The sequence below is a fragment of the Streptomyces sp. NPDC001292 genome, from assembly GCF_042896465.1.
Taxonomy (GTDB): domain Bacteria; phylum Actinomycetota; class Actinomycetes; order Streptomycetales; family Streptomycetaceae; genus Streptomyces.
The window spans coordinates 21,674-45,562 of the sequence record NZ_JBIAXG010000006.1; the positions used below are offsets into that span (position 1 = coordinate 21,674).

Genomic DNA, 23,889 nt, shown 5'->3' on the forward strand with positions numbered 1-23,889 from the left:
CACCGGCTGCCTTGCCGGGAGTACGTGAAGTACGGTTTTCACCTGGGCAGTTGGCCGACCGCCCGGGCTTTCTCACGACGTCGCGAGATCAGAGTTGCCCACCGGAGCCCGGCGAACACCCCGGAGCGACTGATTCGCACTCAAGCGTGAGAACAAGTCGATAAACCCCTTTCACCACCTTTCCTGCCTCAGTAGCCTCCATGGGGGCGACGCGGACCGCCGCTCCCCAAGCGCCGCAAAGGCTGAGACACCCCTCCGGAAGCCGCACGAAAACCCCACCCCATGGCGCGCAGCACCCGCCCCTTCCTTTTTTCGAACGCGTGTACGAATATAAGGGCATGGCCACCATCGACCGGCAGGCCACGACGCTGGCCCTCGCGCACGCCCTGTCAGCCGCCGAACGCGGACTGGCCGTCATCCCCCTGTCCCGGACGAAACTCCCGGCCCTGCGCTCCCCGCACCGTGACGGCCCCACCGCGGTGGGCCCACCCGGTCCGCCCTGCCACGGCGAGTGCGGCCGCTTCGGCCACGGGGTGTACGACGCCTCCACCGACCCGGCCCGGATCCGGGAACTGTTCGCCGCCGCGCCCTGGGCCACCGGCTACGGCATCGCCTGCGGACTGCCCCCGCACCATCTGATCGGCGTCGATCTGGACACCAAGACCGGCATGGACGCCTCGGCGGCCCTGCGTGAGCTCGCCCTGCGCCACCTGTTCACCATCCCCGCCACGGTGGTCATCCTGACCCCCAGCGGCGGGCGCCATCTGTGGCTGAGCGGGCCGCCCGACGTCGTCGTCCCCAACTCGGCCGGCCGCCTGGCCCCCGGCATCGACATCCGCGGCGCGGGCGGCTACCTGGTCGGCCCCGGCTCCCGCACCGGACACGGCGTCTACGCCACCGCCCCCGGCACCGCGCACCTCGCCCCGGCACCCTGCCCGCGCGCGCTCCTGCGCCTCCTGCTCCCCCCGCCCCGCACCGCCCGCCACCCCGCACCGGCCTCGGCTGGACGGCACGGCGATGGGCTGGTGCAGTTCGTCCTGGGCGCCCACGAGGGCCAGCGCAACACGCGCCTGTTCTGGGCCGCCTGCCGCGCCTACGAGGACGGCATCGGCCCCTCTCTCGTCGAGCCCCTGGTCGACGCGGCCCTCCACACCGGCCTGCCCGAACACGAGGCCCGCGCGACCATAGCCTCCGCAGCCCGCCTGACGGGCCACCGGCCCTGAGGCCCCCGACGAGAACGACTCCGGGCGGCGCCGCGTCATCGGCCTGCCCGGCTCCGGCTGTCGGTCGCACGGCGGCGCTCCGGGAACCACACTGGTCAGTGGGGCGCCCCCGCTGGAGGCGCGTACCCACGACGGAAGGACGGATCCATGCCCACGGACACGCCTCCCGGCCCGCTGCGATTCCTGGTCTTCGGCGCGGCACTGCGGACCGATTCGGCCAACGCACGCCTGGCCTCCCTCGTGGCCCGGCTCATCTCCGACACTGGTGCCACCGTCGACCTCGCCGGCATGCACGAGTTCGACATGCCTTTGTACGACGGCGACATGGAGGCCACCGAAGGGCTGCCGCACGGCGCCCTCGGCCTGCGCGACCGACTCGAGCAGAGCGACGCCTTCGTCATCTCCTCGCCGGAGTACAACGCCTCCGTACCGGGAGTGCTGAAGAACGCGATCGACTGGGTCTCCCGTGTCCGGCCGCAGCCGTTCAAGAACAAGCATGCGATGCTCGTCTCCGCCTCGCCGTCCCTGGTCGGCGGCAACCGCGGGCTGTGGGCTCTGAGGATTCCCCTGGAGCACCTGGGCACCCGCGTCTACCCGGACATGTTCAGCCTGGCCAACAGCTACCAGGCCTTCGCCGAGGACGGAACGCTGACCGACCCGGGGCTGCAGCAACGTCTCACCGAGACCGTGTCGGGTTTCCTCAGCCTCGTCGAAGCGGACGTGCGCTACGTCTGCCTGGAACGCCGGTGGTACGAGTTCCTGGGAGACCGCACCGAGGCAGCCATCACCCAACGGGCCGAGTCGTGATGCCACGAGTTGGCCGCAGGCCGAAGCGCGAACGCCTCCCCCACGCGCAGACCGGCGAAGGCGAGTAGCACGATCAGCAGGTCATGCGAAGCCGAACGCCACGGCACAGAGTCTGCGAGATCAGGTCGTTGTCCAGGGCAGAGGCCATGATCTGCGTGACCGTGATCGGCCGCAGACTCGACAGCTCACGGTTACCGAGCACCGGATTGCTCCGCGAGTTGATCAGCGACCGGTACGACGCCTGCGTCGTGTGCTCGAGCTGTGGAGCGACGGCAGCCCGCCAACGAGCGGCCCAGTCCCGCACGGTCGTCTGCCCCTCGGCAGGGTCAAGCCAGCGGCCCTCCTCGATCTCGATACGTTTCCGCATGAGCCATCGGTCAGCATCCATCGACGTGGCAAACGTCCGATCCGCTGGCCGCAGAACGCCGTCCGGTCCCGGGCAGCGGACTTGGAAGCGGCCGGACGGGACACCGGACGCAGGGCGATCGGCTTCACGGCGTTGGCAGCCACGAACGCGTTCACAGCGCTCTCGGGGATGCGCACGTGGCGGCCGACCTTCACGAAGGTGATCCGCCGCTCCCCAGCGCCGTACTCCGAGACATCACCGTCCTGACCGAACAGAGCGAGGTCGCCTGGACGACCTCACGCGTCCTCGACCCACTGCCAGACGGTTCGCCGGCTTCGAGGGCGACCCCCGGCCGGACCGATTGTTCAAGGTGCCGTCCTGGAACGGTGGCGAACACACGACTACCGGGCGCAGGTGCATGCGGCGACGCTGTGCGCACGGCGCGACCTTGTCACCGCGTTGGGCGGTTGGATGGAGCTCCCAGCCTCTGAGGACACCGGCCTCCTGATGGCCCTGAACGCCGTGAGCACCGGATGGTTCATCGAGGAATGCGGATTGCTCCACCGCAAGTGGCCCGGACAGAGCACAGCCCAGGACGCCCACCACCATGAAGCCGAGCGGCGCGCCCGGATGAAGGTCATTGAGGAGCGCGCCGAGGCGTTGAGCAAGCTCAGCGCATGGCACCTGTGAGCCCGGCCTAGGAGCAGCCGGGTACGGTGCTGGGGCTACCACAGTTGTTGGGCCGGTTACGGGCGACGGGGCTGGCGATCCGCGTCACCGTGCCGCTGGCGTTGAAGATGCCGCCACCGGTTGCACCTGTTCCCAGCGCCCGGTTCTTGGTTACCGGGCTTCGGGTGAGAGCCACCGTGCCGGAGGCCGTATTGAAGATGCCGCCACCGCGGGAGTTCGTGCCGTTGGTGGTATTACCGGTGACCGGGCTTTTGGTGAGCTTCACCGTGCCGGAAAGGTTATAGATGCCTCCGCCCTGCGCATTGTTACCGGTGATGGCGTTGCCGATGACCTCGCTTTTCTTCAGCGTCATTTTCCCGGCTTGCGCGATGCCGCCGCCCCGCGCATTGGTACCGCTGACGTCGTTGTCAGTGACTCGGGTGCTGATCAGCGTCACCGTCGTGCCGACGGCGGCGGCGATCCCGCCAGCCAGGTTGGTTGCGTGGTTGCCGGTGATCCTGGTTCTGTCGAAGGTCACCTTGCCGGAACCTCCGAATGGGTTGACGAACACGGCCCCGCCGGAACTCGCCCTGTTGTTGCGGAGCGTGCTCCTGTTGACGCTCACCGTGCCGTTGTCGTTGTCGATGGCCCCGCCAAAGGTGTCGGCGGTGTTGGTGGTGAGGCTGGTGTTGTTCAGCTTCAGTGCGGCACCGGAGCCGTTGAGCCAGATGGCACCGCCTCGGCCGTTGCCAAGGCTAGTGGACGCGTGACCTTTACTGAGGGTCAGGTCGTTGAGAGTGAGGTTTCCATTGGTGCCGTCGATTTCGAAGAAACGAAAATTGGCCGCGGTTGCGGCTCGGGTGATGGTGTCGCCACGTCCGTTGATCGTGACCTTATTCTTGATGACTGGTAGTCCGTTATCGTCGTTGGGCGGTGCGGCGTCGGTGAGGGTGTAGGTGCAGCCGCGCCTGAGGTTGACCGTGCCGCCCACTGTGGCGACAGCGCCGATCGCGGCTTGCAGGTCGCTCTCTTTGCAGCTGGTCACGTTCACAATCAGCGCCCGGCTGGTGGCACGAGTGGTTCTGCTTGCCTTGGCGGAGGGAGTGCCGAGCACTGGGCTGGTAGGCGCCGTAGCCGACTGCGACACCCCGAGTAGGTCCGGACCCGGTGTGGCAGCTTGTGCGGTAGCGGGTGGCGTAACGACGCCCAGAGCGGCGAGGATGAGTCCCATGAGAATGGGGGCGATACGAGAGATGCTCAGACGCATCGGGGCTCCTTCGGGCGGATCGCGAGTGTCGTTCCCGTAGGTGGTACCGGAACACCGACAGAAATGATTCATGTCGGATCAATCGACGGGAAGGCAACACGCCCAGCTACGATCGCAATTCAACCGAGAGATCCTCGCCTGAATAGCCGCCAGCGACACACCGCACGCGCACTCACGGCGGCAGCCAGTTCCATACCGACACCATTCGGTGACGGTGCACTCGGAAGCGCTGAGCGCGATTCGCCAGGTAACTACGCGTCAACCGTAACCAAAGTCCAACGCAACCTGCGGGGTTCCAGAAGGCGGTTTCGCGCGGAGACGTGCGGTTCGGGCCCCGGGGAGAGCGACACGTGTTCCCAGGCACTGGAAGACTTTTGAGGCCACTGACCGCTCAGGAGCGCGCCAATCTGCCGAAGGCAGAAGCGCGTTGGCGAAGGTCGACGGCACGTGGCTCGTCACGGAGATCCTTTGACACCGCCGCTTCGAGCACCGGCCACGGCAACTTCCCCAACTCCTGTCCCCGTACGCCTGACGTGGCATCGGATAGAGCTACGGATCAGAAGATTGCAGGTCCGAATCCTGCCGAGTGCGCACAGACCGGAGGCCCTGGAGAGATCCGGGGCCGCTGGTGAGGGAGAGGGCACGGCGGATACGGTTGAGCACGCTGGTCAGCTCCTATCGCTGATGGCCCGGTCCCCCGACATCGCCCGTCGTGGGGACCGTTCTGCGTACGACCGCCCAGAGGGTGCGGCCGTTCATCACATCGTGGTGCCTGCCGCGCACTGCGAGATCGTCTATGAGATCCCCATCAGTCGATAATCCCGATTCGGAGTGCGCCGTCACATGACCGACACCATGTCCTGTCCCGGGTGCACTCAGCCGCTGAAGTCGGGCGGGACGGCGATGGGCGGGCATGCCGGTCGCTGTGGAGGTGTGCCGATGGGCACGCCTGGTGGAAATGGGCGGACCGGCCGGACGATGCCCTGGAGATCTGCCCCGAGCCGCGGTTCTTCAGATGACCCAGCGCTCACGTTGACGAAGACGACCAAGGCCACAACAGCTCTTGCGGAGCCCCGATTCGTGGCGAGCACCTGGCCGTGAGCCATGCCCCCCGCGTGCCCACCCGTGCCCGATCGAGCGGGAAACCAGGGGGGAACAGCGGTGCCGGGCGGGCACCGGACATGGCAACGGCCCCCGACCATAAGCACTAGTCAGGGGCCGTTCACGTGCGCGGTGGGTGTGGGATTTGAACCCACGGTGACTCGCGCCACGACGGTTTTCAAGACCGTTCCCTTAGGCCGCTCGGGCAACCCACCCCGCGCCGCTCGTGCGCGACGGCGCGGGGACAAGACTAACGGGTTGGCAGGCGCGCGTGGGATCAGCTGTCGCCGATGCGGGAGCCGAGGGTGACGTCCGCGGTGTGCTCCTTGCCGCCGCGCTTGTAGGTGATGGTGACCTTGTCGCCGGGCTTGTGGGTCCAGATCTCGCCGATGAGGGTGGGGCCGGAGTCGATGACCCGGTCGTCGAGCTTGGTGATGACGTCGCCGGGCTTGAGGCCGGCCTCGGCGGCGGGGCCGCCCGGTTCGACCGGGTCGGAGCCGCTGACGCCCTGGGCGGTGATCTTGGCGCCGTTGGTCGTGCCCTCCAGGGAGACCGACGCGCCGATCTTGGCGTAGACGGGCTTACCGGTCTTGATGAGCTGCTGGGCGACGTACTTGGCCTGGTTGATCGGGATGGCGAAGCCCAGGCCGATCGAGCCGGACTGGCCGGCGCCGCCGAGGCCGCCGCTGCCCGCGGACTGGATGGCGGAGTTGATGCCGATGACCGCGCCGCGCGCGTCGAGGAGCGGGCCGCCGGAGTTGCCCGGGTTGATGGAGGCGTCCGTCTGCAGGGCGCTCATGTAGGAGGCCTTGCTGTCGGAGCCGCCGTCGCTGGAGGCGACGGGACGGTTCTTCGCACTGATGATGCCGGTCGTCACCGTGTTCGACAGGCCGAAGGGCGCGCCGATGGCGATCGTCTCGTCGCCGACGGCCACCTTGTCGGAGTCGCCGAGGGCGAGCGGCTTGAGGTCCGAGGGGGCGTTCTTGAGCCGGATGACCGCGACGTCGTAGCCCTGGGCGTGGCCGACGACCTCGGCGTCGTACTTCCTGCCGTCCGGGAAGGTGGCGCTGAGCTTGCCGCCGTCGACGGCTTCGGCCACCACGTGGTTGTTGGTGAGGATGTGGCCCTGGGTGTCGAAGACGAAGCCGGTGCCGGTGCCGCCCCGGCCGCCGGTTCCCTCGGCCTCGATGGTGACCGTGCTCGGCAGGGCCTTGGCGGCCACCCCCGCGATCGAGCTCGGGTCGCGCTTGATCTGCGAGGCGCCGGTGTCGGAGGCGGAGACCGTGGTGGAGCTGCTGTCGTCGTTCCTGGCCAGTGTGTAGCCGAGGCCGCCGCCCAGGCCGCCGGCGACCAGCGCGGCCACCAGAACCGCGGCGACCAGGCCGCCGCGCCGGCCGCCGGGCTTGGGCGCGGGCTGGTGCTGCTGGTACGCGTCGCCCCAGCCGGAGCCTCCCGCGCCGCCGTCCGCGTAGGCGGGCGCGGTGGGGGACGGAGGCGGCCAGGAGCCGTCGACCGGCGAGCCGGGGCCCTGCGGTGCGGACCCGCCGACCCCGCCGTGGGCTCCCGGGACGTGCGGAGGCGCGTCCGGGGGCGGGGGTGCGGCAGGGCCGCCCTGGAGGGCGGCCGGATGCGGGGAAGCAGCGGGAGTCTCCACCGGCACGGGAGGTGCGGACGGCGCCGGGGGTACCGTGTTGCCCTCGTTCTCGGTGCTCACAGCTCTTCTCCTTGGTCCACGGCTGTTGTTGTCGGTCGCACTCGGTCACGCTCGTCAGGCCGCCGGCGACCCGGCGCGCTCCAGCTGTGCATGTGCAGGTGTACGTAGTCAGCTTTTCCCACGGGCCGTCAGAGCACCATAAGCCGTTGCTGTGGGTTCGAGTGCATTCTTTATATGGGTCATCTCACATGAAACAGACACATTATCGACGGCTCTCCGCCGTCCCGCCCACTCCGCCGCGGTGGCACCATGACGCGGTGACCCACGCACGGCAGCACCACATCCAAGTCGTCGCCCACCGCGGAGCCTCCGAGGCCGCCCCGGAGCACACGCTGGCCGCCTACCGGAAGGCCATCGAGGACGGCGCGGACGCCCTTGAGTGCGATGTGCGCCTGACCGCGGACGGTCATCTCGTCTGCGTGCACGACCGCCGCGTCAACCGTACGTCCAACGGCCGGGGAGCGGTGTCCGCCCTGGAGCTCTCCGACCTCGCCGCGCTGGACTTCGGCTCCTGGCGCACGCGCGCGTCCTGGCGCGGCCGGGTCGAGGAGCCGGACTGGGAGGTGCGGCCCGAGGACCCCGAGGCCACCTCCGTCCTCACCCTGGAGCGGCTGCTCGAACTCGTCGCCGATGCCGGACGGCCGGTGGAGCTGGCCATCGAGACCAAGCACCCCACGCGGTGGGCCGGGCAGGTGGAGGAGCGGTTGCTGACGCTCCTGAAGCGGTTCGGACTGGACGCCCCGGCCTCGGCCGCGACGTCGCCGGTGCGTGTGATGAGTTTCTCGGCGCGCTCGCTGCACCGGGTGCGGGCGGCCTCGCCTGCGCTGCCGACGGTCTATCTGATGCAGTTCGTCTCACCGCGGCTGCGGGACGGGCGGCTGCCGGCCGGGGTCGGGATCGCGGGGCCCTCGATCCGGATCGTGCGCAACCAGCCGACGTACGTGGAGCGGCTCAAGCAGGCGGGATACCAGGTGCACGTGTGGACGGTGAACGAACCCGAGGACGTCGGCCTCTGCGTGGACCTGGGGGTGGACGCCATCATCACCAACCGTCCGCGCGCGGTCCTGCACCGGCTCGGCCGCTGACCGGCCGCCGGTCCAGCGGCGATGACAGGGAGTGCTCCGGCGCGTTCGGTGCGTGATCGGCCGTCCCGAATGCGTCGCCGGACGCGGATCGGCCGGTTTCCGGCGCAGGCCGGTGGGGCATCCACACCGTGGCGTGGGGCGAAGGAGGTCTCGGGGGTGGCGTTGGTGGTGGCACAGGAGGTGCCCACGTCGTCGAGCATGGCCGTACCCCATGGCCCTGCGGGCGTGAGGGAAGCAAGACACCTGATGCGTGATCAGTTGCGCAGCGGTGGCGTGGCGGAATCGGTCGTCGACGACGCCGTACTGATCCTTTCCGAACTCTTGAGCAATGCCTGCAAGCACGGCCGGCCGCTGCGCGGTGCCCTGGCCGGCGACGGCGACGTCCGGGCCGCGTGGCGGGTGGACGCGGGCGGCAGGCTGATCGTCGAGGTGACCGACGGCGGCGGCCCGACCCGCCCGTCCCCGGCCACCCCCTCGGTCACCGCGCACGGCGGCCGCGGGCTGAACATCATCACCGCCCTCTGCGACGACTGGGGGGTACGGGACGGCGCCGGCGGCGAGGTCACCGTATGGGTGGTGGTCCACGACGACGTGCACGACCCGGATGCCGGTCACCGTCGCGACGACTTCGCCTCCCGGATCACCGCACCGCCGGTGTCGGCCCTGCCCGACCTCGGCTTCACGGACGCCTTCGGCGACCTGGACTGAACACGCACGCGTGCGCCGCGCCCGGGCCGGACCCCGGGCGGGGGCGCGGGCCGGCCGGCTGTCCCCACTCCCCGGCATTGCCCACCGCTGCCCCGCCGCGTCCACAGGGTCCCGTCGTTGACGGCGTGAACGGCTAGGCTCGCGCCCGTACGAGACGAGCCGTAACCGGGAGACACCCAGATGGCCAAGAAGCGACCCCAGACGAAGGCCAAGCGCCCGCAGCTCACGGATGGAGAGATCCCGGTCGTCGGTGCGCGCGAGCCCTGCCCGTGCGGCAGCGGCCGGCGGTACAAGGCCTGCCACGGCCGGGCCGCCGCGCACGCGGTGACCGAGCTGGTGCAGCGGCCCTTCGAGGGACTGCCCGGCGAGTGCGACTGGGTGGCGCTGCGCGAGCTGGTCCCCGCCGCCACGGCCGGGCTGGCGCTCCGCGACGGCCTGCCCGACGGCGTCCCGGCGGTCACGCTCGCCACGGTCCTGCCGATGGCCTGGCCCGCGCTGCGCCGCGACGACGGCTCGGTGCTGCTCGGCCTGCAGAACGACACGGCGTCCGGCGACATCAGCCGGGACCTCGCCGACACCCTGCTGCGCGCGCTGGAGGCCAAGCCCGGCACCCCGGTGCAGGGCCGCCGCGCCCCGGCCGACGGCCCGCGGCTCCAGGACCTGCTCGACCTCGAGGCCCCCTTCGAGCCGGTGGTGCACGAGGGCTTCGAGTTCTGGGTGCCGGACGCGGAGAACGCGACGCCGGAGGTCACCGCCTCCCTGGAGCGCGCCAACGCGGCGGCCATTCCGACCGTGCGCCTGGAGAGCGTCGAGGCGGCGTACTGGTGCCGGACGCCGGAGAAGAACCACCTGCGCTGGGTCATGCCGCACCCGGAGGAGCAGCTTCTGGACGCTCTCGCGCGGCTGCACGCGGCGGGCCGCTCGAACCTCGGTGAGGGCACCCGGCTCGTGGGCTCGTTCCGGGCGCACGGCCTCACCGTGCCCGTGTGGGACCTGCTGAGCGAGATGGGCGCCCAGGACCTGGAGAAGCCGGCCGCCGAGTTCGCCGAGCAGCTGGCCGCCGCGCTGGCCACCGAAGCGCCGCTGACCGGGGACGAGCGCCGGGCCCGCGGCGGCCTGACCAACCGTCAGGTCACACTGAGCTGAGCGACGGCCGGGCGGCCGGCCTCCGGTCGGCCGCCGGTCAGCCGCCCCGCTCGGGCGGAGCGGGTGACCGCCGTCACAACCGGCGGGCGGCGCAGGCGAGTCGATGACTGGAAAGGCCGTCCACCCGGTGACTGGAAAGCCGGGATCGAATTTGCGAACTGCCGATCTCTTGTTACCGTTCCAGTAGCCCGGTTGCTGGTGCATCCCCCGTCGCCAGCAACCGGGCGCTTGCGTGTCCGCCGTCGCTCACCCAGCGCAGCCGTACGTCAACCCTCCGTCCGTCGTCATGGGCGAGTTGCTCCCGGACCGCAGCAGCGGCGCGGCACGCCCGCCGCGCTCGGCGAACTCCGCGACGGTGCTGTACGCCACCGTCGTCCCCCGGCTGTGCTCCCGCGGTGTCTCACAGGTCTCCGGTTCCCCACCTCCGGTCGGCGCGCAGTGCGTCCGTACGGTGCGCTCGCCCGGGCCCATGAGGGTCAGGTCGGCGTCCAGACCTTCCGGTCGCGTTGCGGTAATAGGTGCGCGCCCAGGTGTCCTCGCACCGGGTCACCACACAGGTCGGTGCCTCGACCCCACCGGGCGAGGTGATCTCAGGGCCGCGGTGCGCGGCGGTCGCGAGCCCCGGACCGAGCACCAGCGGGGAACGGGCGGGCGCGGCGGAGGGCATCTTGTCGTCGCCGCGCGGCAGGGCGTCGTCCGTACCGCTCAGGTCGCCCACCTGGCCCGCGGACGCCACGGCCAGTGGCAGTACGACGGCGCAGGCGACGACGCCCAGGAGGGCGAGCAGGCGGACACGTCGGGGATCGGGGCCGCCGCGCGGCACTCGGCTTCCGTGTCCGGCGGAACGACGCAGCATGAGGGGACGACAACGACGCGGGGCGGGCGCTTCGCCCGCCGCGGCCGCCACACCCCTAGAACTCGGGGGCGCTCACACCCGTACGAGTGAGGGCCTCCACCACGGCATCGACCACGGCCTCCACGTCGGGCACCCAGGGCGAGGCGGAGCCGGGCAGCGGGGCGCGCTCCCAGCGGATCGGGCCGGCTCCGGTCTCGGAGGGGGGCAGGGCGAGGTAGCCGCCCTCGCCGTGGAAGCGGAGCGAGCCGGGGACGAAGTCCTTGGCGTAGAGCAATTCGCCCAACTGCTCCATGGAGTAGGGCTTGACGAGGATCGCCCAGCGCGTGGACGAGGCGACGACCGGTCCGAGCCGCATGCCGACGCGGTCGAGCGCGGTGAGGGCCCGGGCGGCCGGCAGGGCCGGCAGGCTCACCGCGCAGGGGGCCTTGCCTCCGGTGGCCAGGACGATCGGCGCGGTGGGCCGGTTGGTCCACCACCAGCGCACCATGCGGGCGTCGGTGGTGGCCGCGAGGAGGCCGGGTTCGAAGGGGTGCGCGCCGGGCACCGTGCACTCCGGGTCGGGGCAGCCGCAGCGGCCGTGCCGCCGCGGTTCCGGTGCCACACCCGGCAGCACGGGCCACTGCCACCGGGTCGCGAAGGTCAGGGCCGCGCCGATCGGCCCAGGCCTCTCGTCACTGCGCTGGGACAGGAGCCCGCGTCGCCTTCCGGGGATCTCGCGCATGAGCGCTCGTTCCTTTCCGTTGCACCGCTGGCAACACCGTGGACCACTCACACCATGTGTCGATCACTGCACTGTGCGTACCTGTTGGCGCATCACACCCCTGCCTTCAGGCACGGGGAACCCCTATGGGCCGAGCATCGGCTGCTTCCACGGCAGCTCCGTCCATACTGCGTCTACCAGAAGCATGGGCGTGGCGCGGGGTGGCGGAGCCTGGCGTTGTGCCGTCTTGTGTTCTGCTCTCCGCCTCCATCGCGCAAGGATGGGGCACGGTCGTCGGTGGCTAAGACGCCCGGGTCCGTCGCCAGGTTCCGGGTGACCCCCAACCATCCCTGGCCTTCTCCGAGTACGTACCCATCACGACCGCTGTGACGCTCTGTCGAGCAAGCCCAGTCGACCGCAACAGGCCGTCACCCGAGGCAGTTTCAAGCCAACTTCCCCTTTTCGCAAGAGGTTGGGAAGAAGACCCCGAGAAGCCCTCTGACACCAGGAAACCCGGCAGGACAATGCTGGACATCCCCTCACGAGTGCGTGTACATGTGGAGACACTGCTGGCGGCGCAGAATGACATGGGGGTTTGCGATGCTTTTGAGCAATACGCACCGGTCGGAAAGCCGGACGCCATGAACGCCCCCCACCCTCCGAAAGTGGCTGGAATCGATTCAACGGTTCCGGCACCCGCACACACTGCCGCGCCCTCGTCCGCCGCCCCGGACAACTCCCCCAGCAGTCCGTCCGGCCCGCACGCCCCCCGCCCGCCGGGCGCCCTCCTCCAGGACCGGCTCGCCGGCTGGGTCTCCGACCTCACCACCCTGAACGAGCTCACCGAACGGCTGGCCCGGACGAACGGACTCGACGCCGCGCTGAAGGAACTGCTGCGCGCCAGCGCCGCCCTCGTCGGCGCCCGGCGCGGCCTCGCCGTCCTCGAACCGGACGACGGACTCGGCCCCGACACCACCATCGGCCTCGGCCTCGCACGGGCCGATCTCGGCCACATCGAGACCGTGCCGCGCAGCGCCATGCCCTACGGGGCGCTCCTCGACACCGCGGCCGGGCTGCCGGGCGGCGACGGCGAGGTCGTGCGCCCCGACCTGTTCGCGGAGGACGGCCTCGATCCGCGCCACCGCGAGGTGGCCGGCCGCCTCGGCTACGCCGCCAGTTACGCGCTACCCCTGTCCACCGAGACCGCCGGCCGTCTCGGCGCCGCCGTCTGGCTCTACGACGAACCCGCAGAACCGGCCGAGCGCCAGCGCCACCTCGCCGGCCTCTACCTCCGCTTCGCCACCGAGCACCTGGCGTGCCTGCTCGACACCGAGCGCACGCGCGCGTGCATGGCAACGGTCTACGAGGAGCTGCTGCCCTCCCGGCTGCCCCGTGTCCCCGGTGTCCAGCTCGCCTCCCGGCACCGCACCGGGCCGCGCGGCGGCGGCGACTGGTACGACGCGCTGCCGCTGCCCGACGCCGCGCTCGGCCTCGCGGTGGGCTCGGTCACCGGCGCCGGGCCGGGCGCGATCGCCGCCATGGGCCGACTGCGGGCGTCCCTGCGGGCGTACGCGGTGATGGAGGGCGAGGATCCCGTCGCCGTCCTGTCCGACCTCGAACTGCTTCTGCGGCTGACCGAGCCCGCCCGGTCCGCCACGGCCCTGTTCGCCTACTGCGAACCCGCACTGCGCCGGATCACCCTGGCGGGCGCCGGGCACTGCCCGCCGCTGGTGCTCGGCGAACGGCGCACGGAGTTCGTGGAGACGTCCGTGTCCGCGCCGCTGGGCATGCTCGCCTGCTGGGAGGCGCCGAGCGTGGAGTTCCAGGTGTCCGCGGGCGAGACGGTGCTGCTCTACACCGACGGGCTGCTGCACCGCACCGGCGATCCCGTCGACCGCGCCTTCGCCCGGCTGCACGCGGCCGCGGCGAGCGTCCCGCGCGCGCTCCGCCACGACCCGGGGGCCGTCGCCGACCACGTCCTGCACACGGTCCTGCCGAACGGCCTGGACGTGACCGACGGCACGGAGGACGTGGCGCTGCTGGCGGCGCGCTTCGAGTAGGCCGCCCGGTAACAGGCGCTTCCGCCTCTGGCCCCCTTCCGCACGACCGTACGATGAGGGATGGCCCAGTGGCTGTATCGAGGAGGAAGACCGTGGCGCAGGAGCTGCCGGAGACCCCGGAGACCGCCGAAGAAGAACCGATCAAGCAGCGGAAGAACGGCCTGTACCCGGGCGTGTCCGACGAGCTCGCCGAGAACATGAAGTCCGGCTGGGCCGACACCGAACTGCACGGCCTCGAGCCGGTCGCGCAGGCGGAGCACACCGCGCGCCGCCGCGCCGCACTGTCCGCACGCTTCCCCGGCGAGCGCCTGGTCATCCCCGCGGGCAACCTGAAGACCCGCTCGAACGACACCGAGTACCCCTTCCGTTCCTCGGTCGAGTACGCCTACCTCTCCGGCAACCAGACCGAGGACGGCGTCCTGGTCCTGGAGCCCACCGCGGACGGGCACCAGGGAACGCTCTACCTCCTGCCCCGTTCCAACCGTGAGAACGGCGAGTTCTGGCTCTCCGGCCAGGGCGAGTTGTGGGTCGGCCGCCGCCACTCCCTGGCCGAGGCCGAGACCCTGTACGGCATCCCGACCTCCGACGTGCGCGAACTGGCGGACAAGCTGCGCGAGGCCACCGGCCCGGTCCGCGTCGTGCGCGGCTACGACGCCGGTGTCGAGTCCGCCCTGACCGACAAGGTCACCGCCGAGCGCGACGAGGAACTGCGGGTCTTCCTCTCCGAGGCCCGCCTGGTCAAGGACGCCTTCGAGATCGGCGAGCTGCAGAAGGCCGTCGACTCCACCGTGCGCGGCTTCGAGGACGTGGTGAAGGTCCTCGACAAGGCCGAGGCGACCAGCGAGCGCTACATCGAGGGAACGTTCTTCCTCCGCGCGCGCGTCGAGGGCAACGACGTCGGCTACGGCTCCATCTGCGCGGCCGGCCCGCACGCCTGCACGCTGCACTGGGTACGCAACGACGGCCCGGTACGCTCCGGCGACCTGCTCCTGCTGGACGCGGGCGTGGAGACGCACACCCTCTACACCGCCGACGTCACGCGCACGCTGCCCGTCAACGGCACGTACAGCGAGATCCAGAAGAAGATCTACGACGCGGTGTACGAGTCCCAGGAGGCCGGCATCGCGGCGGTGAGGCCGGGCGCCAAGTACCGCGACTTCCACGACGCCGCCCAGCGCGTGCTCGCGGAGAAGCTCGTCGAGTGGGGCCTGGTCGAGGGCCCGGTCGAGCGGGTCCTGGAGCTGGGTCTGCAGCGCCGCTGGACGCTGCACGGCACCGGCCACATGCTCGGTATGGACGTCCACGACTGCGCCGCCGCGCGGACCGAGACCTACGTCGACGGCACGCTGGAGCCGGGCATGGTCCTCACCGTCGAGCCGGGCCTCTACTTCCAGGCCGACGACCTGACCGTCCCGGAGGAGTACCGCGGCATCGGCGTCCGCATCGAGGACGACATCCTGGTCACCGAGGACGGCAACCGCAATCTCTCCGCGGGCCTGCCGCGCCGCTCCGACGAGGTCGAGACCTGGATGGCGTCGCTGAAGAGCTGACACGGATGTGACGGCCGGGTACCTGCGGGGTGCCCGGCCTTCCTGTGCCGGGACACGCCCGGTGAATTCACGTACCTGGGGGGAGGGTTCTCGTGGACGGCTTCTGGTCCGGTGCCGGGGTGGGTCTGCATCTGGAACCGGACGCGGCGGCGGGCCGCCGGGCGGGGCTGGAGAAGGCGCTCCGCGACGCCGTGCGGGACGGGCGGCCGGCACCCGGGACACGACTGCCGGCGACCCGCCGGGTGGCCGCCGAACTCGGCGTCTCGCGGGGCACCGCGAAGGCGGCGTACGACCAGCTGGCGCCGAGGGCTGTCTGACGGCGCGGCAGGGATCGGGCACCCGGGTCGCCGCCCTGCCGGCCGTCGGCGCGCAGGAGCCGGGAGCGGCGGCGCGCGCGTGCTCCCCGTTTCGACCTGCGGCCGGGCGGCACGCACGTCGGCATGTTCCGGCGGCGGCCCGGCCGGCGTCTCGCGCGGCGCTACACCGCCATCAGCGGGGCGTCCTCACGCCATTTGAGTATCTTGTCGAAGCTCACCACCGCGCCGCCCCGGCCCGGCCTGTTGCGGATGTGGACATGGTCGGCGAGTTCCTGGATGAGAAACAGGCCGCGGCCGTGCTCGGCCTCGGCGCGCGCGGCACGGACCGGGCGGCGGCGGCCCGCCGGCGGGAAGCCGGGGCCCGCGTCGGCCACCTCGATGCGGCACTTCTCCCCGTCGAGAAAGGCGGTGACCCGGAACGCGTCGGAGGATTCGGTGTCCCCGCCGTGCTCCACCGCGTTCGCGCACGCCTCGCTCAGGGCCACGGACAGGTCGTAGGAGATGTCGGGGTCGACGCCCGCGGTCTCCATCGTGCCGAGCAGCAGTCGCCTGGCGAGCGGCACGCTCGCGGCGTCACGCCGCAGATGGAGTGACCACCAGATGCTCATGCTCCAGCCTCCCGGCCGCGGCTCGACATACCGTTACGTATTGCCCCGAGTGCCCGGCCATAAGCACGGCGTTGACGCCACACCGCACGATCGGCGGATGCGGCGGGGCAGGGAATCGGTGTATGTGCGGTCCGACGGCATCAGAACATGACCTTCCGGATCTACCGCATCTTTCAGACCTGCCGTACGGCGGGCCCGGGTCCAGTGGGATGATGATGGCCGCCATGTCTGCCCTCCACCCGCGCACCGCACCCACCGGACGCGGTCTCCGGATCCTGCGGGCCGCGGTGTTCGCCGCGGTCTGCGTCGTGCTGGCCGCGGCCGGGCACACGCTGGCCTCCTGCGCCACGGTGCCGCTGTGGACGCTCGGCGCCGGGTTCCTGGGGGGACTGGTCGTGGTGGCACCGCTCGCCGGGCGCGCGCGTTCCCTGCCGGGGATCGCGACGCTGCTCGTGGTCGGCCAGACCGTGCTGCACGCCCTGTTCGGAATGGGACAGAGCGGCATGGGCGCCATGGCCTCCGGTGCCGTGACCATGGGCTCCACGGGGTCGACGGGACCCGCGGGTTCCCTGCCCGTGCTGTCCGACGCCGAGCTCGTCCAGCGGGCCGCCCGGTATGTGTGCGGGGCCACCGCCGCCGCGATCAGCCCGGCCCAGGCCCACCGGATACTCGTCGACGCACGCGCCTACGACGGCGCCGGCACGGGCCTGAACGCCGTGCACCACCCGGCGGACTCCCTGTTCGGCGTCGGCGCGGCCGCGCTCCTGCCGTCCCTGCCGATGCTGCTCGTCCACGTCCTGGCCGCCGTCGCCACGGGCTGGGTGCTGCGGCGCGGCGACCTGGCCCTGCTGCGGCTGATCGAGCTGTCGGCGCACGGAGTCGCCGAGGCCGCGCTCGTACGGTCCCTGCGCGGGGCCCTCGCCCTGGTGCGCGCCCTGTGCGCCGGGCTGCCCACGGCGGCCGGCACCGGCCCCCGCTTCCGGCGTGCTGCCGACTCCGTGCCGCTTACCCCCCACACCACCGCACTCCAGCACACGGTGATCCGCCGCGGCCCGCCGGCCGCCGCCGCACTCGCCCTCGCTGCCTGACGCGACGCGACCACCACCCCACCGAGCGGGCTTCGCCGGGGGAGCGGCCGCCGTCGTGCGGCACGCGCGCGCGTGCCCCTCGGGCGGGAACACCGCAACCATCGGTCCCGCCCCGCACGCGCACCCCTCACACACCGGACTCACTCGAAGTGGAGTGCACCCCTATGAAGGCTTCTCGACTCGTCGCCACCGCCGCCGTCGCCGGCTCGGCCGTCCTAGCCCTGTCCGCCCCCGCGTTCGCGCACGTCAGCGTCCAGCCGGAGGGCCCCGCCGCCAAGGGCGGCTACGCCGTCGTCGGCTTCAAGGTCCCCAACGAGCGCGACGACGCCTCCACCACCAAGATCGAGGTCAACTTCCCGACCGACCACCCGCTGGCCTCCGTGATGCCGCAGCCGGTGACCGGCTGGAAGATCGACGTCACCAAGTCCCAGCTGGACAAGCCGCTGGAGATGCACGGCAAGAAGATCTCCGAAGCCGTCACCAAGGTCACCTGGACCGCCGACGGCGACGGCATCAAGCCCGGCTTCTTCCAGAAGTTCCCCGTCTCCATCGGCACGCTGCCCGAGGACACCGACCAACTGGTCTTCAAGGCGATCCAGACGTACTCCAACAAGGAGGTCGTGCGCTGGATCGAGGTGCCGCAGAAGGGCCAGACGGAGCCGGACAACCCGGCGCCGGTGCTTCAACTGACCGCGGCCTCGGAGGGTGACGGACACGACGCGTCGGCCAAGGACGCCGCCGCGGACACCAAGCCCGCCGCCCGGACCACCGCCGCCGACACCTCCAGGAGCGGCAGCGACACCACCGCCCGCGTCCTCGGCATCGTCGGCATCCTCGTCGGCGCGGCCGGCGTGGCCTACGGCGTACTCGCCGGCCGCAGGCGGACCACCGCCTGATCCGGCTCGTCCGTCACGCGCTCCGGGGGTCGTGCGACTCTCGCGTAGGACCCCCGGTGCGCGCCGGAATTCTCATATCTGGGACATTTCTCTATGCGCAACAAGACCTTCGTCGCGGCCGCCCTGCTCGCCGCGGCCACCATGACCCTCTCCGCCTGCGGCAGCGGCGACGGCGGTGGGAAGCCCGTCGCCGTCGTCTCCGAGGACACCTCGCAGAAGGCCGCGACCGTCCTCGACAAGCCGTTCGAGAAGCCGGACCTGGTCCTCACCGACACCCAGGGGAAGAAGTACGACCTCCGCAAGGAGACCGCCGGCCACCCGACGCTGGTCTACTTCGGCTACACCCACTGCCCCGACGCCTGCCCGCTGACCATGAACAACATCGCGGTCGCCAAGAAGGCGCTGCCCAAGGCCGAGCAGGACGACCTGCGCGTGGTGTTCGTCACGACCGACCCGGACCGCGACACCCCGGCCGAACTCGGCAAGTGGCTCAAGATGATCGACCCGCAGTTCATAGGCCTGACCGGCGACTTCGCCACCATCCAGGCCGGCGCGCGCACCCTGGGCATCTCCATCGAGCCGACCACGAAGGACAAGAACGGCAAGCTCGTCTCGATGCACGGCACCCAGGTGATCGCGTTCTCACCGAAGACCGACGCCGGATACGTCCTCTACGGCGAGGACGCCACCGTCGACGACTACACCAAGGACCTCCCCAGGATCGTCAAGGGGGAGAACCCGTGAGGCGGCCGGCACCGGCGGCCGTACTCGTGGCCGCCGCCCTGACCGGTACCGCCCTGCTGACCGGCTGCGGCGCGTCCTCCGGCCCCGGCGACGCGAAGGCCGAACTGTCCGTCCACTCCGCCTACATGCCCCAGCCGGTCTCGGCCTCGATGGCGGCCGGTTTCCTGACGATCGAGAACAAGGGCGGCGCCAAGGACGAACTCACCTCGGTCACCAGCGCCGAAGCCGAGGACGTCACCGTGCACCGGACGACCGGCGGGGTCATGAAGGAAGCCGGCCCCCTCACCGTCCCCGCCCACGGCAGGCTCGTGTTCAAGAGCGGCGGCAACCACCTGATGTTCGACAAGCTGAAGCGCGCGCCCCGGCAGGGCCAGACGGTCCTCGTCGAACTGCACTTCGCCGAATCCGGCACCGTCAAGGTCGAGATGCCGGTGAAATCGGCCACGTACAACCCCGCGACCGGACACTGAGGGAGGGACCACCTTGTCGCAGACCATCGCCCCACGCTTCCGGGCCCTGACGCTGCTGCTCCTGGCCGCCGCCGGCGTGCTCCTCGCGGGAGCCGCCCCGGCCTCCGCGCACGCCGCGCCGACCGGCGGCGATCCGCAGCAGGGGGCGGTGGTCGACAAGGCTCCCTCCCAGGTGTCGCTGACCTTCTCCGAGCAGGTCGCCGTGAGCGACGACTCGCTGCGCGTCCTTGATCCCAAGGGCAACCGCGTCGACACCGGGAAGCCCGCCAACGTCAGCGGGACGACGTACGTCGTGCGACTGCGCAGCGGGCTGCCGGACGGCACCTACACCGTCGCCTACCAGGTGGTCTCCGCCGACAGCCACCCCGTCGGCGGTGCCTACACCTTCTCCATCGGCGCCCCCTCCAAGACGTCCGCCACGGTCGGCGACCAGACGGTGGGCGGCGGGATCGTCGGTGGGCTCTACGGGTTCGGGCGGTACGTGTCGTACGCCGGCTTCGTCGTCCTGGCCGGCGGTGCCGCCTTCGTACTGGCCTGCTGGCAGCGCGGCTCGGGAGTGCGGGCGGTGCAGCGGCTCGTCGTCTCCGGCTGGGTCGCGCTCACCGCGGCCACGCTCGCGCTGCTGCTCCTGCGCGGCTCCTACACCACCACCGGAGAGATCGGAGAGGTCTTCGACCTGACGCTCCTCGGGCAGGTGCTCCAGACCAAGACCGGGGCGGCCCTGGTCTCCCGGCTGCTGCTGCTCGCCGCGGCGGCCCTGTTCGTCGCGGTGCTCTTCGGGGAGTACCAAAAACGCGCGGACGACGAGAAGCGGGATCTCACCTTCGGACTCGCGATCGGCGGGACCGTGGTCGCCGTCGGGCTCGCGGCCAGTTGGGCCATGTCCGAGCACGCCTCGACCGGGCTCCAGCCGGGCATCGCGATGCCGGTCGACGTCGTCCACCTGCTCGCCGTGGCCGCCTGGCTCGGCGGGATCGCCGCCCTCCTGGTCGCGCTGTACCGGGCACCCGCCGAGACCCCGATCGAGACCGCGGCCGTACGCCGGTTCTCCCGCGTCGCCTTCGGCTCCGTCCTCGCACTGGTCGCGACCGGCACCTATCAGTCCTGGCGCCAGGTCGGCTCCTGGTCGGCGCTCACCGACACGCGCTACGGACAGCTTCTCCTCGTCAAGATCGCGCTGGTGGTGCTGACGGTCGGCGTCGCCTGGACCTCCCGCCGCTGGACGGGCCGACTGGCACAGACGGCCACCACGAAGGCACCGGCCAGGGCACGCGTGAAGATCGCGGCGACCGCCGGCAAGAAGCCCGGCCCGGACACGAAGACCGAGGCCGGGAAAGCCGGCGGCAAGGCACGGCCCGGTGGGAGGGCGGCGAAGGGCGAGGCCGCCCGGCGGGCCGCCCAGCTCGCCCGGCAGCAGGCCGCCGTGGACACCGCACGGCAGAAGCGACTGCGGGACGCCGACCCCCACCGCTTCGGGCTGCGCCGGTCCGTCCTGATGGAAGCCGGTGTCGCCGTCGTGCTGCTCGCCGTCACCACCGTGCTGACGCAGACCGAACCGGGGCGCACGGAGACGGAGGCCAAGACCGCCACGTCGTCCCCCTCGTCCTCCTCCTCCGGGGCGGGCGCGGTCACCCTCGACATGCCGTTCGACACCGGCGGCAAGGACGGCAAAGGCGTCGTACGGATCGACATCGACCCGGCGCGCGTGGGCGGCAACGAGTTGCACATCTTCGCCCTCGGGCCGAACGGGCGCCTCCGCGACATCGCCGAGCTCAAGATCGCTTTCACGCTGGCCGCGAAGGATCTCGGACCGCTCCCCGTGACCCCCGAACACGTCACCACCGGACACTGGGTGGCGAGCGGAGTGCAGATCCCCATGGCGGGCGACTGGAAGGTCGCCGTGACCGTGCGGACCTCCGACATCGACCAGGTGACCGTCACCAAGAACGCGCAGATCGGCTGAACCGCACCATGACCGACCAGTCCACCCCGGAGGCCACCTCCCCGAACTCCGCGCCCGCGGCGACCGCGCAGGCCGGCACCGGCGCAGCAGCTGGCGTGTCACGCCGGCGGCTGCTCGGCACGGCCGGTGCCACCGGACTCGTCCTCGGCGCGGCCGGCGCGGGCCTCGGCTACACGGCGGCGCCCGCCGGTGCCACCCCGCTCACCTCGCTCGGCGCCGACCGGGCGATGTTTCACGGGAAACATCAACCCGGCATCACCGACGCCCTCCAGGCCCGCGGCCATCTCGTCGCCTTCGACCTCGCGCCCGGAGCGGGCCGCAAGGAGGCCGCCGCGCTGCTGCGCCGTTGGTCGGCGACGGCCGAGCGGCTGATGGCGGGTGAACCGGCCGCACACGACGACACCGACGTGGCACGGGACGCGGGCCCCTCGGCGCTGACGGTCACCTTCGGCTTCGGCCACTCCTTCTTCGACCGGACGGATCTGAGCCGACGGCGACCCGGCGCTCTCGACCCGCTGCCCGACTTCTCCTCCGACCGGCTCGACAAAGCCCGCAGCAACGGCGATCTGTGGGTGCAGATCGGCGCGAACGACGCGCTGGTCGCCTTCCACGCCCTGCGCGCCCTGCAGAAGGACGCGGGCGGCGCCGCCCGCGTCCGCTGGCAGATGAACGGCTTCAACCGCTCCCCCGGAGCCACCGCGCATCCCATGACGGCCCGCAACTTGATGGGGCAGATCGACGGCACCCGCAACCCGAAGCCGGCCGACCCGGACTTCGACCAGCGCCTCTTCGTGCCCGCGAACAGCGAGCCGGCCTGGATGGCGAACGGCTCCTACGCCGTCGTACGCCGCATCCGGATGCTCCTGGACGACTGGGAGAAGCTGTCGCTCACCCATCAGGAGGACGTCATCGGGCGCCGCAAGTCCGACGGGGCGCCGCTCAGCGGGGGCACCGAGACGACCGAGATGGACCTGGAGAAGACCGGCAAGGACGGCACCTACGTCGTCCCGGTCAACGCACACGCCCGGATCACCCGGCCCGACCAGAACGGGGGCGCGGCCATGCTCCGGCGTCCCTTCTCCTACCACGACGGCTTCGACGCCGACGGCACCCCGGACGCGGGCCTGCTGTTCATCTGCTGGCAGGCGGACCCGCTGCGCGGCTTCGTGCCGGTGCAGCGCAAGCTGGACCGCGGCGACGCACTGTCGCCGTACATCCGGCACGAGGCGAGCGGTCTGTTCGCGGTCCCGGGCGGGGCGGCGAAGGGCGAGTATGTGGGGCAGCGGCTGCTGGAGGGGTGAGTACGGCGGGAGCCGGTGAGGTCACATGGGTCACACCCGTTCACCCGCGGGAGGGGCTTCCGTGAGACACGCGAGCCGGGTGCGGCTGCGGCCATTAGGGTGAGGTCATGCCAGCGAGCTATGCGTATCTCGGCCCCGAGGGCACCTTCACCGAAGTCGCCCTGCGCACTCTTCCCGAGACGGCCACCCGGGAACTGGTCCCGTACGTGTCCGTGCAGTCGGCGCTGGACGCCGTCCGGGCCGGCCAGGCCGAGGCCGCCTTCGTGCCGATCGAGAACTCCGTCGAGGGCGGCATCACCACCACGCTCGACGAGTTGGTCGCGGGCCGGCCGCTGATGATCTACCGCGAGGTGCTGCTGTCGATCACCTTCGCGCTGCTGGTCAGGCCCGGGACGACGCTGTCCGACATCAAGACGGTCACCGCCCACCCGGCCGCCCAGCCGCAGGTGCGCAACTGGCTCTCGGCGAACCTCCCCGACGCCGTCTGGGAGTCGGCCGCCTCGAACGCGGACGGCGCCCGCCTGGTCCAGGAGGGCCGCTACGACGCCGCGTTCGCCGGCGAGTTCGCGGCCGCGCGGTACGGGCTCGTGCCCCTGGAGACGGGCATCCACGACGCGGAGAACGCGCAGACACGGTTCGTGCTGGTCGGCCGGCCCGCGCGGCCCGCCGCGCCGAGCGGCGCGGACAAGACGTCCGTGGTGCTGTGGCAGCGCGACGACCACCCCGGCGGGCTGCGCGACCTGCTGGGCGAGTTCAGCACCCGCGGCATCAACCTGATGCTGCTGCAGTCCCGCCCGACGGGCGCCGGCATCGGCAACTACTGCTTCTGCATCGACGCCGAGGGCCACATCAACGACCGCCGGATGGCGGAGGCCCTGATGGGCCTCAAGCGGATCTGCCTCCAGGTGCGTTTCCTGGGGTCGTACCCGCGTGCGGACGGCGACACGGCGGACGTACGGCCTCTGTTGGCCGGGACCTCGGACCAGGAGTTCGTGGCGGCGGCGGACTGGGTCGCACGCTGCCAGGACGGCCGTTTCTAGCCGGTTCTGCAGCTTCCGGCCGGTGCTGCCTGCGGATGTTGGTTGTCCACAGAAGTTATCCACACCCCGCCCCCTCGACCTGGGGACAAGTCGACACCCAACGGGGACTCGGTCGACAAATCACCCCTTGACCCTCAAGAGCGGTCGAGGCCCCACAGGTCACCCTTCGTCCACTCGTCTCCTTTGGTTCGTCTTTTGGGGTGACCCCTTTCCACCCGAAAGTGGCGTCC

The 23,889-nt window shown here is 71.3% G+C and carries 22 protein-coding genes, 1 tRNA gene and 2 pseudogenes; 16 read left to right on the forward strand and 9 right to left on the reverse strand.

Annotated elements, in window-relative coordinates; all coding sequences use genetic code 11:
- Positions 1-338: 338 nt before the first annotated feature.
- Together ACFY4A_RS09220 and ACFY4A_RS09225 are read left to right on the forward strand one after the other, a co-directional pair.
- Positions 339-1,223 carry a bifunctional DNA primase/polymerase gene (locus ACFY4A_RS09220; RefSeq protein ID WP_390828786.1) on the forward strand — a complete coding sequence of 295 codons (885 nt, stop codon included), beginning with the start codon at positions 339-341 and terminating at the stop codon, positions 1,221-1,223.
- A 147-nt stretch (positions 1,224-1,370) separates the two neighbouring features.
- Positions 1,371-2,030, forward strand: coding sequence for an NADPH-dependent FMN reductase (locus ACFY4A_RS09225; protein ID WP_390828787.1), 660 nt, complete (start codon positions 1,371-1,373; stop codon positions 2,028-2,030).
- A 73-nt stretch (positions 2,031-2,103) separates the two neighbouring features.
- On the opposite strand, the gene ACFY4A_RS09230 is transcribed toward ACFY4A_RS09225, so the two are convergent.
- Positions 2,104-2,397: a hypothetical protein gene (locus ACFY4A_RS09230; protein WP_390828788.1), complete on the reverse strand. Its 294-nt coding sequence runs from the start codon at positions 2,395-2,397 to the stop codon at positions 2,104-2,106.
- Positions 2,398-2,501: 104 nt separating this feature from the next.
- Positions 2,502-2,609: pseudogene (locus tag ACFY4A_RS09235) on the reverse strand (excisionase family DNA-binding protein); the annotation flags it as partial.
- Between the two features lie 274 nt (positions 2,610-2,883).
- On the opposite strand from ACFY4A_RS09235, the gene ACFY4A_RS09240 reads away from it, so the two are divergent.
- Entirely contained in the window at positions 2,884-3,066 is a 183-nt protein-coding gene (locus ACFY4A_RS09240; RefSeq protein ID WP_390828789.1) for a hypothetical protein, read from the forward strand.
- A 7-nt stretch (positions 3,067-3,073) separates the two neighbouring features.
- Here the strand turns inward: ACFY4A_RS09240 and ACFY4A_RS09245 are convergent, their stop codons facing one another.
- The 4 genes from ACFY4A_RS09245 to ACFY4A_RS09260 form a co-directional block, all read right to left on the reverse strand.
- Positions 3,074-4,312, reverse strand: a complete 1,239-nt coding sequence (locus tag ACFY4A_RS09245; RefSeq protein ID WP_390828790.1) for a hypothetical protein — start codon at positions 4,310-4,312, stop codon at positions 3,074-3,076.
- Positions 4,313-4,987: 675 nt separating this feature from the next.
- Entirely contained in the window at positions 4,988-5,227 is a 240-nt protein-coding gene (locus ACFY4A_RS09250; protein ID WP_390828791.1) for a hypothetical protein, read from the reverse strand.
- A gap of 316 nt (positions 5,228-5,543) precedes the next feature.
- Positions 5,544-5,628, reverse strand: a tRNA-Ser gene (locus tag ACFY4A_RS09255).
- A 62-nt stretch (positions 5,629-5,690) separates the two neighbouring features.
- The gene (locus ACFY4A_RS09260) at positions 5,691-7,127 is read right to left on the reverse strand and encodes a S1C family serine protease (RefSeq protein ID WP_390828792.1); all 1,437 of its coding nucleotides are present in this window, start codon (positions 7,125-7,127) and stop codon (positions 5,691-5,693) included.
- A 257-nt stretch (positions 7,128-7,384) separates the two neighbouring features.
- Here ACFY4A_RS09260 and ACFY4A_RS09265 point away from each other — a divergent pair, with 257 nt between their 5' ends.
- The 3 genes from ACFY4A_RS09265 to ACFY4A_RS09275 all read left to right on the forward strand — a co-directional run bounded on the left by ACFY4A_RS09265 (position 7,385) and on the right by ACFY4A_RS09275 (position 10,066).
- Complete coding sequence (locus ACFY4A_RS09265; RefSeq protein ID WP_390828794.1) at positions 7,385-8,212, forward strand: glycerophosphodiester phosphodiesterase; 828 nt, start codon at positions 7,385-7,387, stop codon at positions 8,210-8,212.
- 69 nt (positions 8,213-8,281) lie between these two features.
- Positions 8,282-8,920: an ATP-binding protein gene (locus tag ACFY4A_RS09270; RefSeq protein ID WP_390828795.1), complete on the forward strand. Its 639-nt coding sequence runs from the start codon at positions 8,282-8,284 to the stop codon at positions 8,918-8,920.
- A gap of 180 nt (positions 8,921-9,100) precedes the next feature.
- Entirely contained in the window at positions 9,101-10,066 is a 966-nt protein-coding gene (locus ACFY4A_RS09275) for a DUF5926 family protein (protein ID WP_390828796.1), read from the forward strand.
- Positions 10,067-10,466: 400 nt separating this feature from the next.
- Here the strand turns inward: ACFY4A_RS09275 and ACFY4A_RS09280 are convergent, their stop codons facing one another.
- A complete protein-coding gene (locus ACFY4A_RS09280) occupies positions 10,467-10,922 on the reverse strand; it encodes a hypothetical protein (protein ID WP_390828797.1) in 456 nt (151 codons plus the stop codon).
- Between the two features lie 55 nt (positions 10,923-10,977).
- Positions 10,978-11,643 (reverse strand): bifunctional DNA primase/polymerase, encoded by a 666-nt coding sequence (locus tag ACFY4A_RS09285; protein WP_390828798.1) that lies wholly within the window; start codon positions 11,641-11,643, stop codon positions 10,978-10,980.
- A 503-nt stretch (positions 11,644-12,146) separates the two neighbouring features.
- On the opposite strand from ACFY4A_RS09285, the gene ACFY4A_RS09290 reads away from it, so the two are divergent.
- The 3 genes and pseudogenes from ACFY4A_RS09290 to ACFY4A_RS09300 all read left to right on the forward strand — a co-directional run.
- Entirely contained in the window at positions 12,147-13,682 is a 1,536-nt protein-coding gene (locus tag ACFY4A_RS09290; protein WP_390828799.1) for a SpoIIE family protein phosphatase, read from the forward strand.
- A 53-nt stretch (positions 13,683-13,735) separates the two neighbouring features.
- Entirely contained in the window at positions 13,736-15,232 is a 1,497-nt protein-coding gene (locus ACFY4A_RS09295) for an aminopeptidase P family protein (RefSeq protein ID WP_390828801.1), read from the forward strand.
- 92 nt (positions 15,233-15,324) lie between these two features.
- Positions 15,325-15,720, forward strand: a pseudogene (locus tag ACFY4A_RS09300) (GntR family transcriptional regulator); the annotation flags it as partial.
- Here ACFY4A_RS09300 and ACFY4A_RS09305 read toward each other — a convergent pair.
- The gene (locus ACFY4A_RS09305) at positions 15,711-16,157 is read right to left on the reverse strand and encodes an ATP-binding protein (protein WP_390828802.1); all 447 of its coding nucleotides are present in this window, start codon (positions 16,155-16,157) and stop codon (positions 15,711-15,713) included. The pseudogene ACFY4A_RS09300 and the gene ACFY4A_RS09305 overlap by 10 nt on opposite strands.
- Positions 16,158-16,381: 224 nt before the next feature.
- Here ACFY4A_RS09305 and ACFY4A_RS09310 point away from each other — a divergent pair, with 224 nt between their 5' ends.
- From ACFY4A_RS09310 to pheA, 7 genes are all read left to right on the forward strand, one after another.
- Positions 16,382-17,245 carry a hypothetical protein gene (locus ACFY4A_RS09310; RefSeq protein ID WP_390828803.1) on the forward strand — a complete coding sequence of 288 codons (864 nt, stop codon included), beginning with the start codon at positions 16,382-16,384 and terminating at the stop codon, positions 17,243-17,245.
- 164 nt (positions 17,246-17,409) lie between these two features.
- Positions 17,410-18,141: a YcnI family protein gene (locus ACFY4A_RS09315; RefSeq protein ID WP_390828804.1), complete on the forward strand. Its 732-nt coding sequence runs from the start codon at positions 17,410-17,412 to the stop codon at positions 18,139-18,141.
- A 93-nt stretch (positions 18,142-18,234) separates the two neighbouring features.
- A complete protein-coding gene (locus ACFY4A_RS09320) occupies positions 18,235-18,885 on the forward strand; it encodes an SCO family protein (RefSeq protein ID WP_390828806.1) in 651 nt (216 codons plus the stop codon).
- Positions 18,882-19,355 carry a copper chaperone PCu(A)C gene (locus ACFY4A_RS09325; RefSeq protein ID WP_390828807.1) on the forward strand — a complete coding sequence of 158 codons (474 nt, stop codon included), beginning with the start codon at positions 18,882-18,884 and terminating at the stop codon, positions 19,353-19,355. The genes ACFY4A_RS09320 and ACFY4A_RS09325 overlap by 4 nt, the downstream gene beginning before the upstream one ends.
- A gap of 13 nt (positions 19,356-19,368) precedes the next feature.
- Entirely contained in the window at positions 19,369-21,318 is a 1,950-nt protein-coding gene (locus ACFY4A_RS09330; protein ID WP_390828809.1) for a copper resistance CopC/CopD family protein, read from the forward strand.
- Between the two features lie 8 nt (positions 21,319-21,326).
- Positions 21,327-22,619 (forward strand): iron uptake transporter deferrochelatase/peroxidase subunit, encoded by a 1,293-nt coding sequence (gene efeB / locus ACFY4A_RS09335; RefSeq protein ID WP_390828810.1) that lies wholly within the window; start codon positions 21,327-21,329, stop codon positions 22,617-22,619.
- 107 nt (positions 22,620-22,726) lie between these two features.
- The gene (gene pheA / locus ACFY4A_RS09340) at positions 22,727-23,659 is read left to right on the forward strand and encodes a prephenate dehydratase (protein WP_390828811.1); all 933 of its coding nucleotides are present in this window, start codon (positions 22,727-22,729) and stop codon (positions 23,657-23,659) included.
- Positions 23,660-23,889 lie beyond the last annotated feature (230 nt).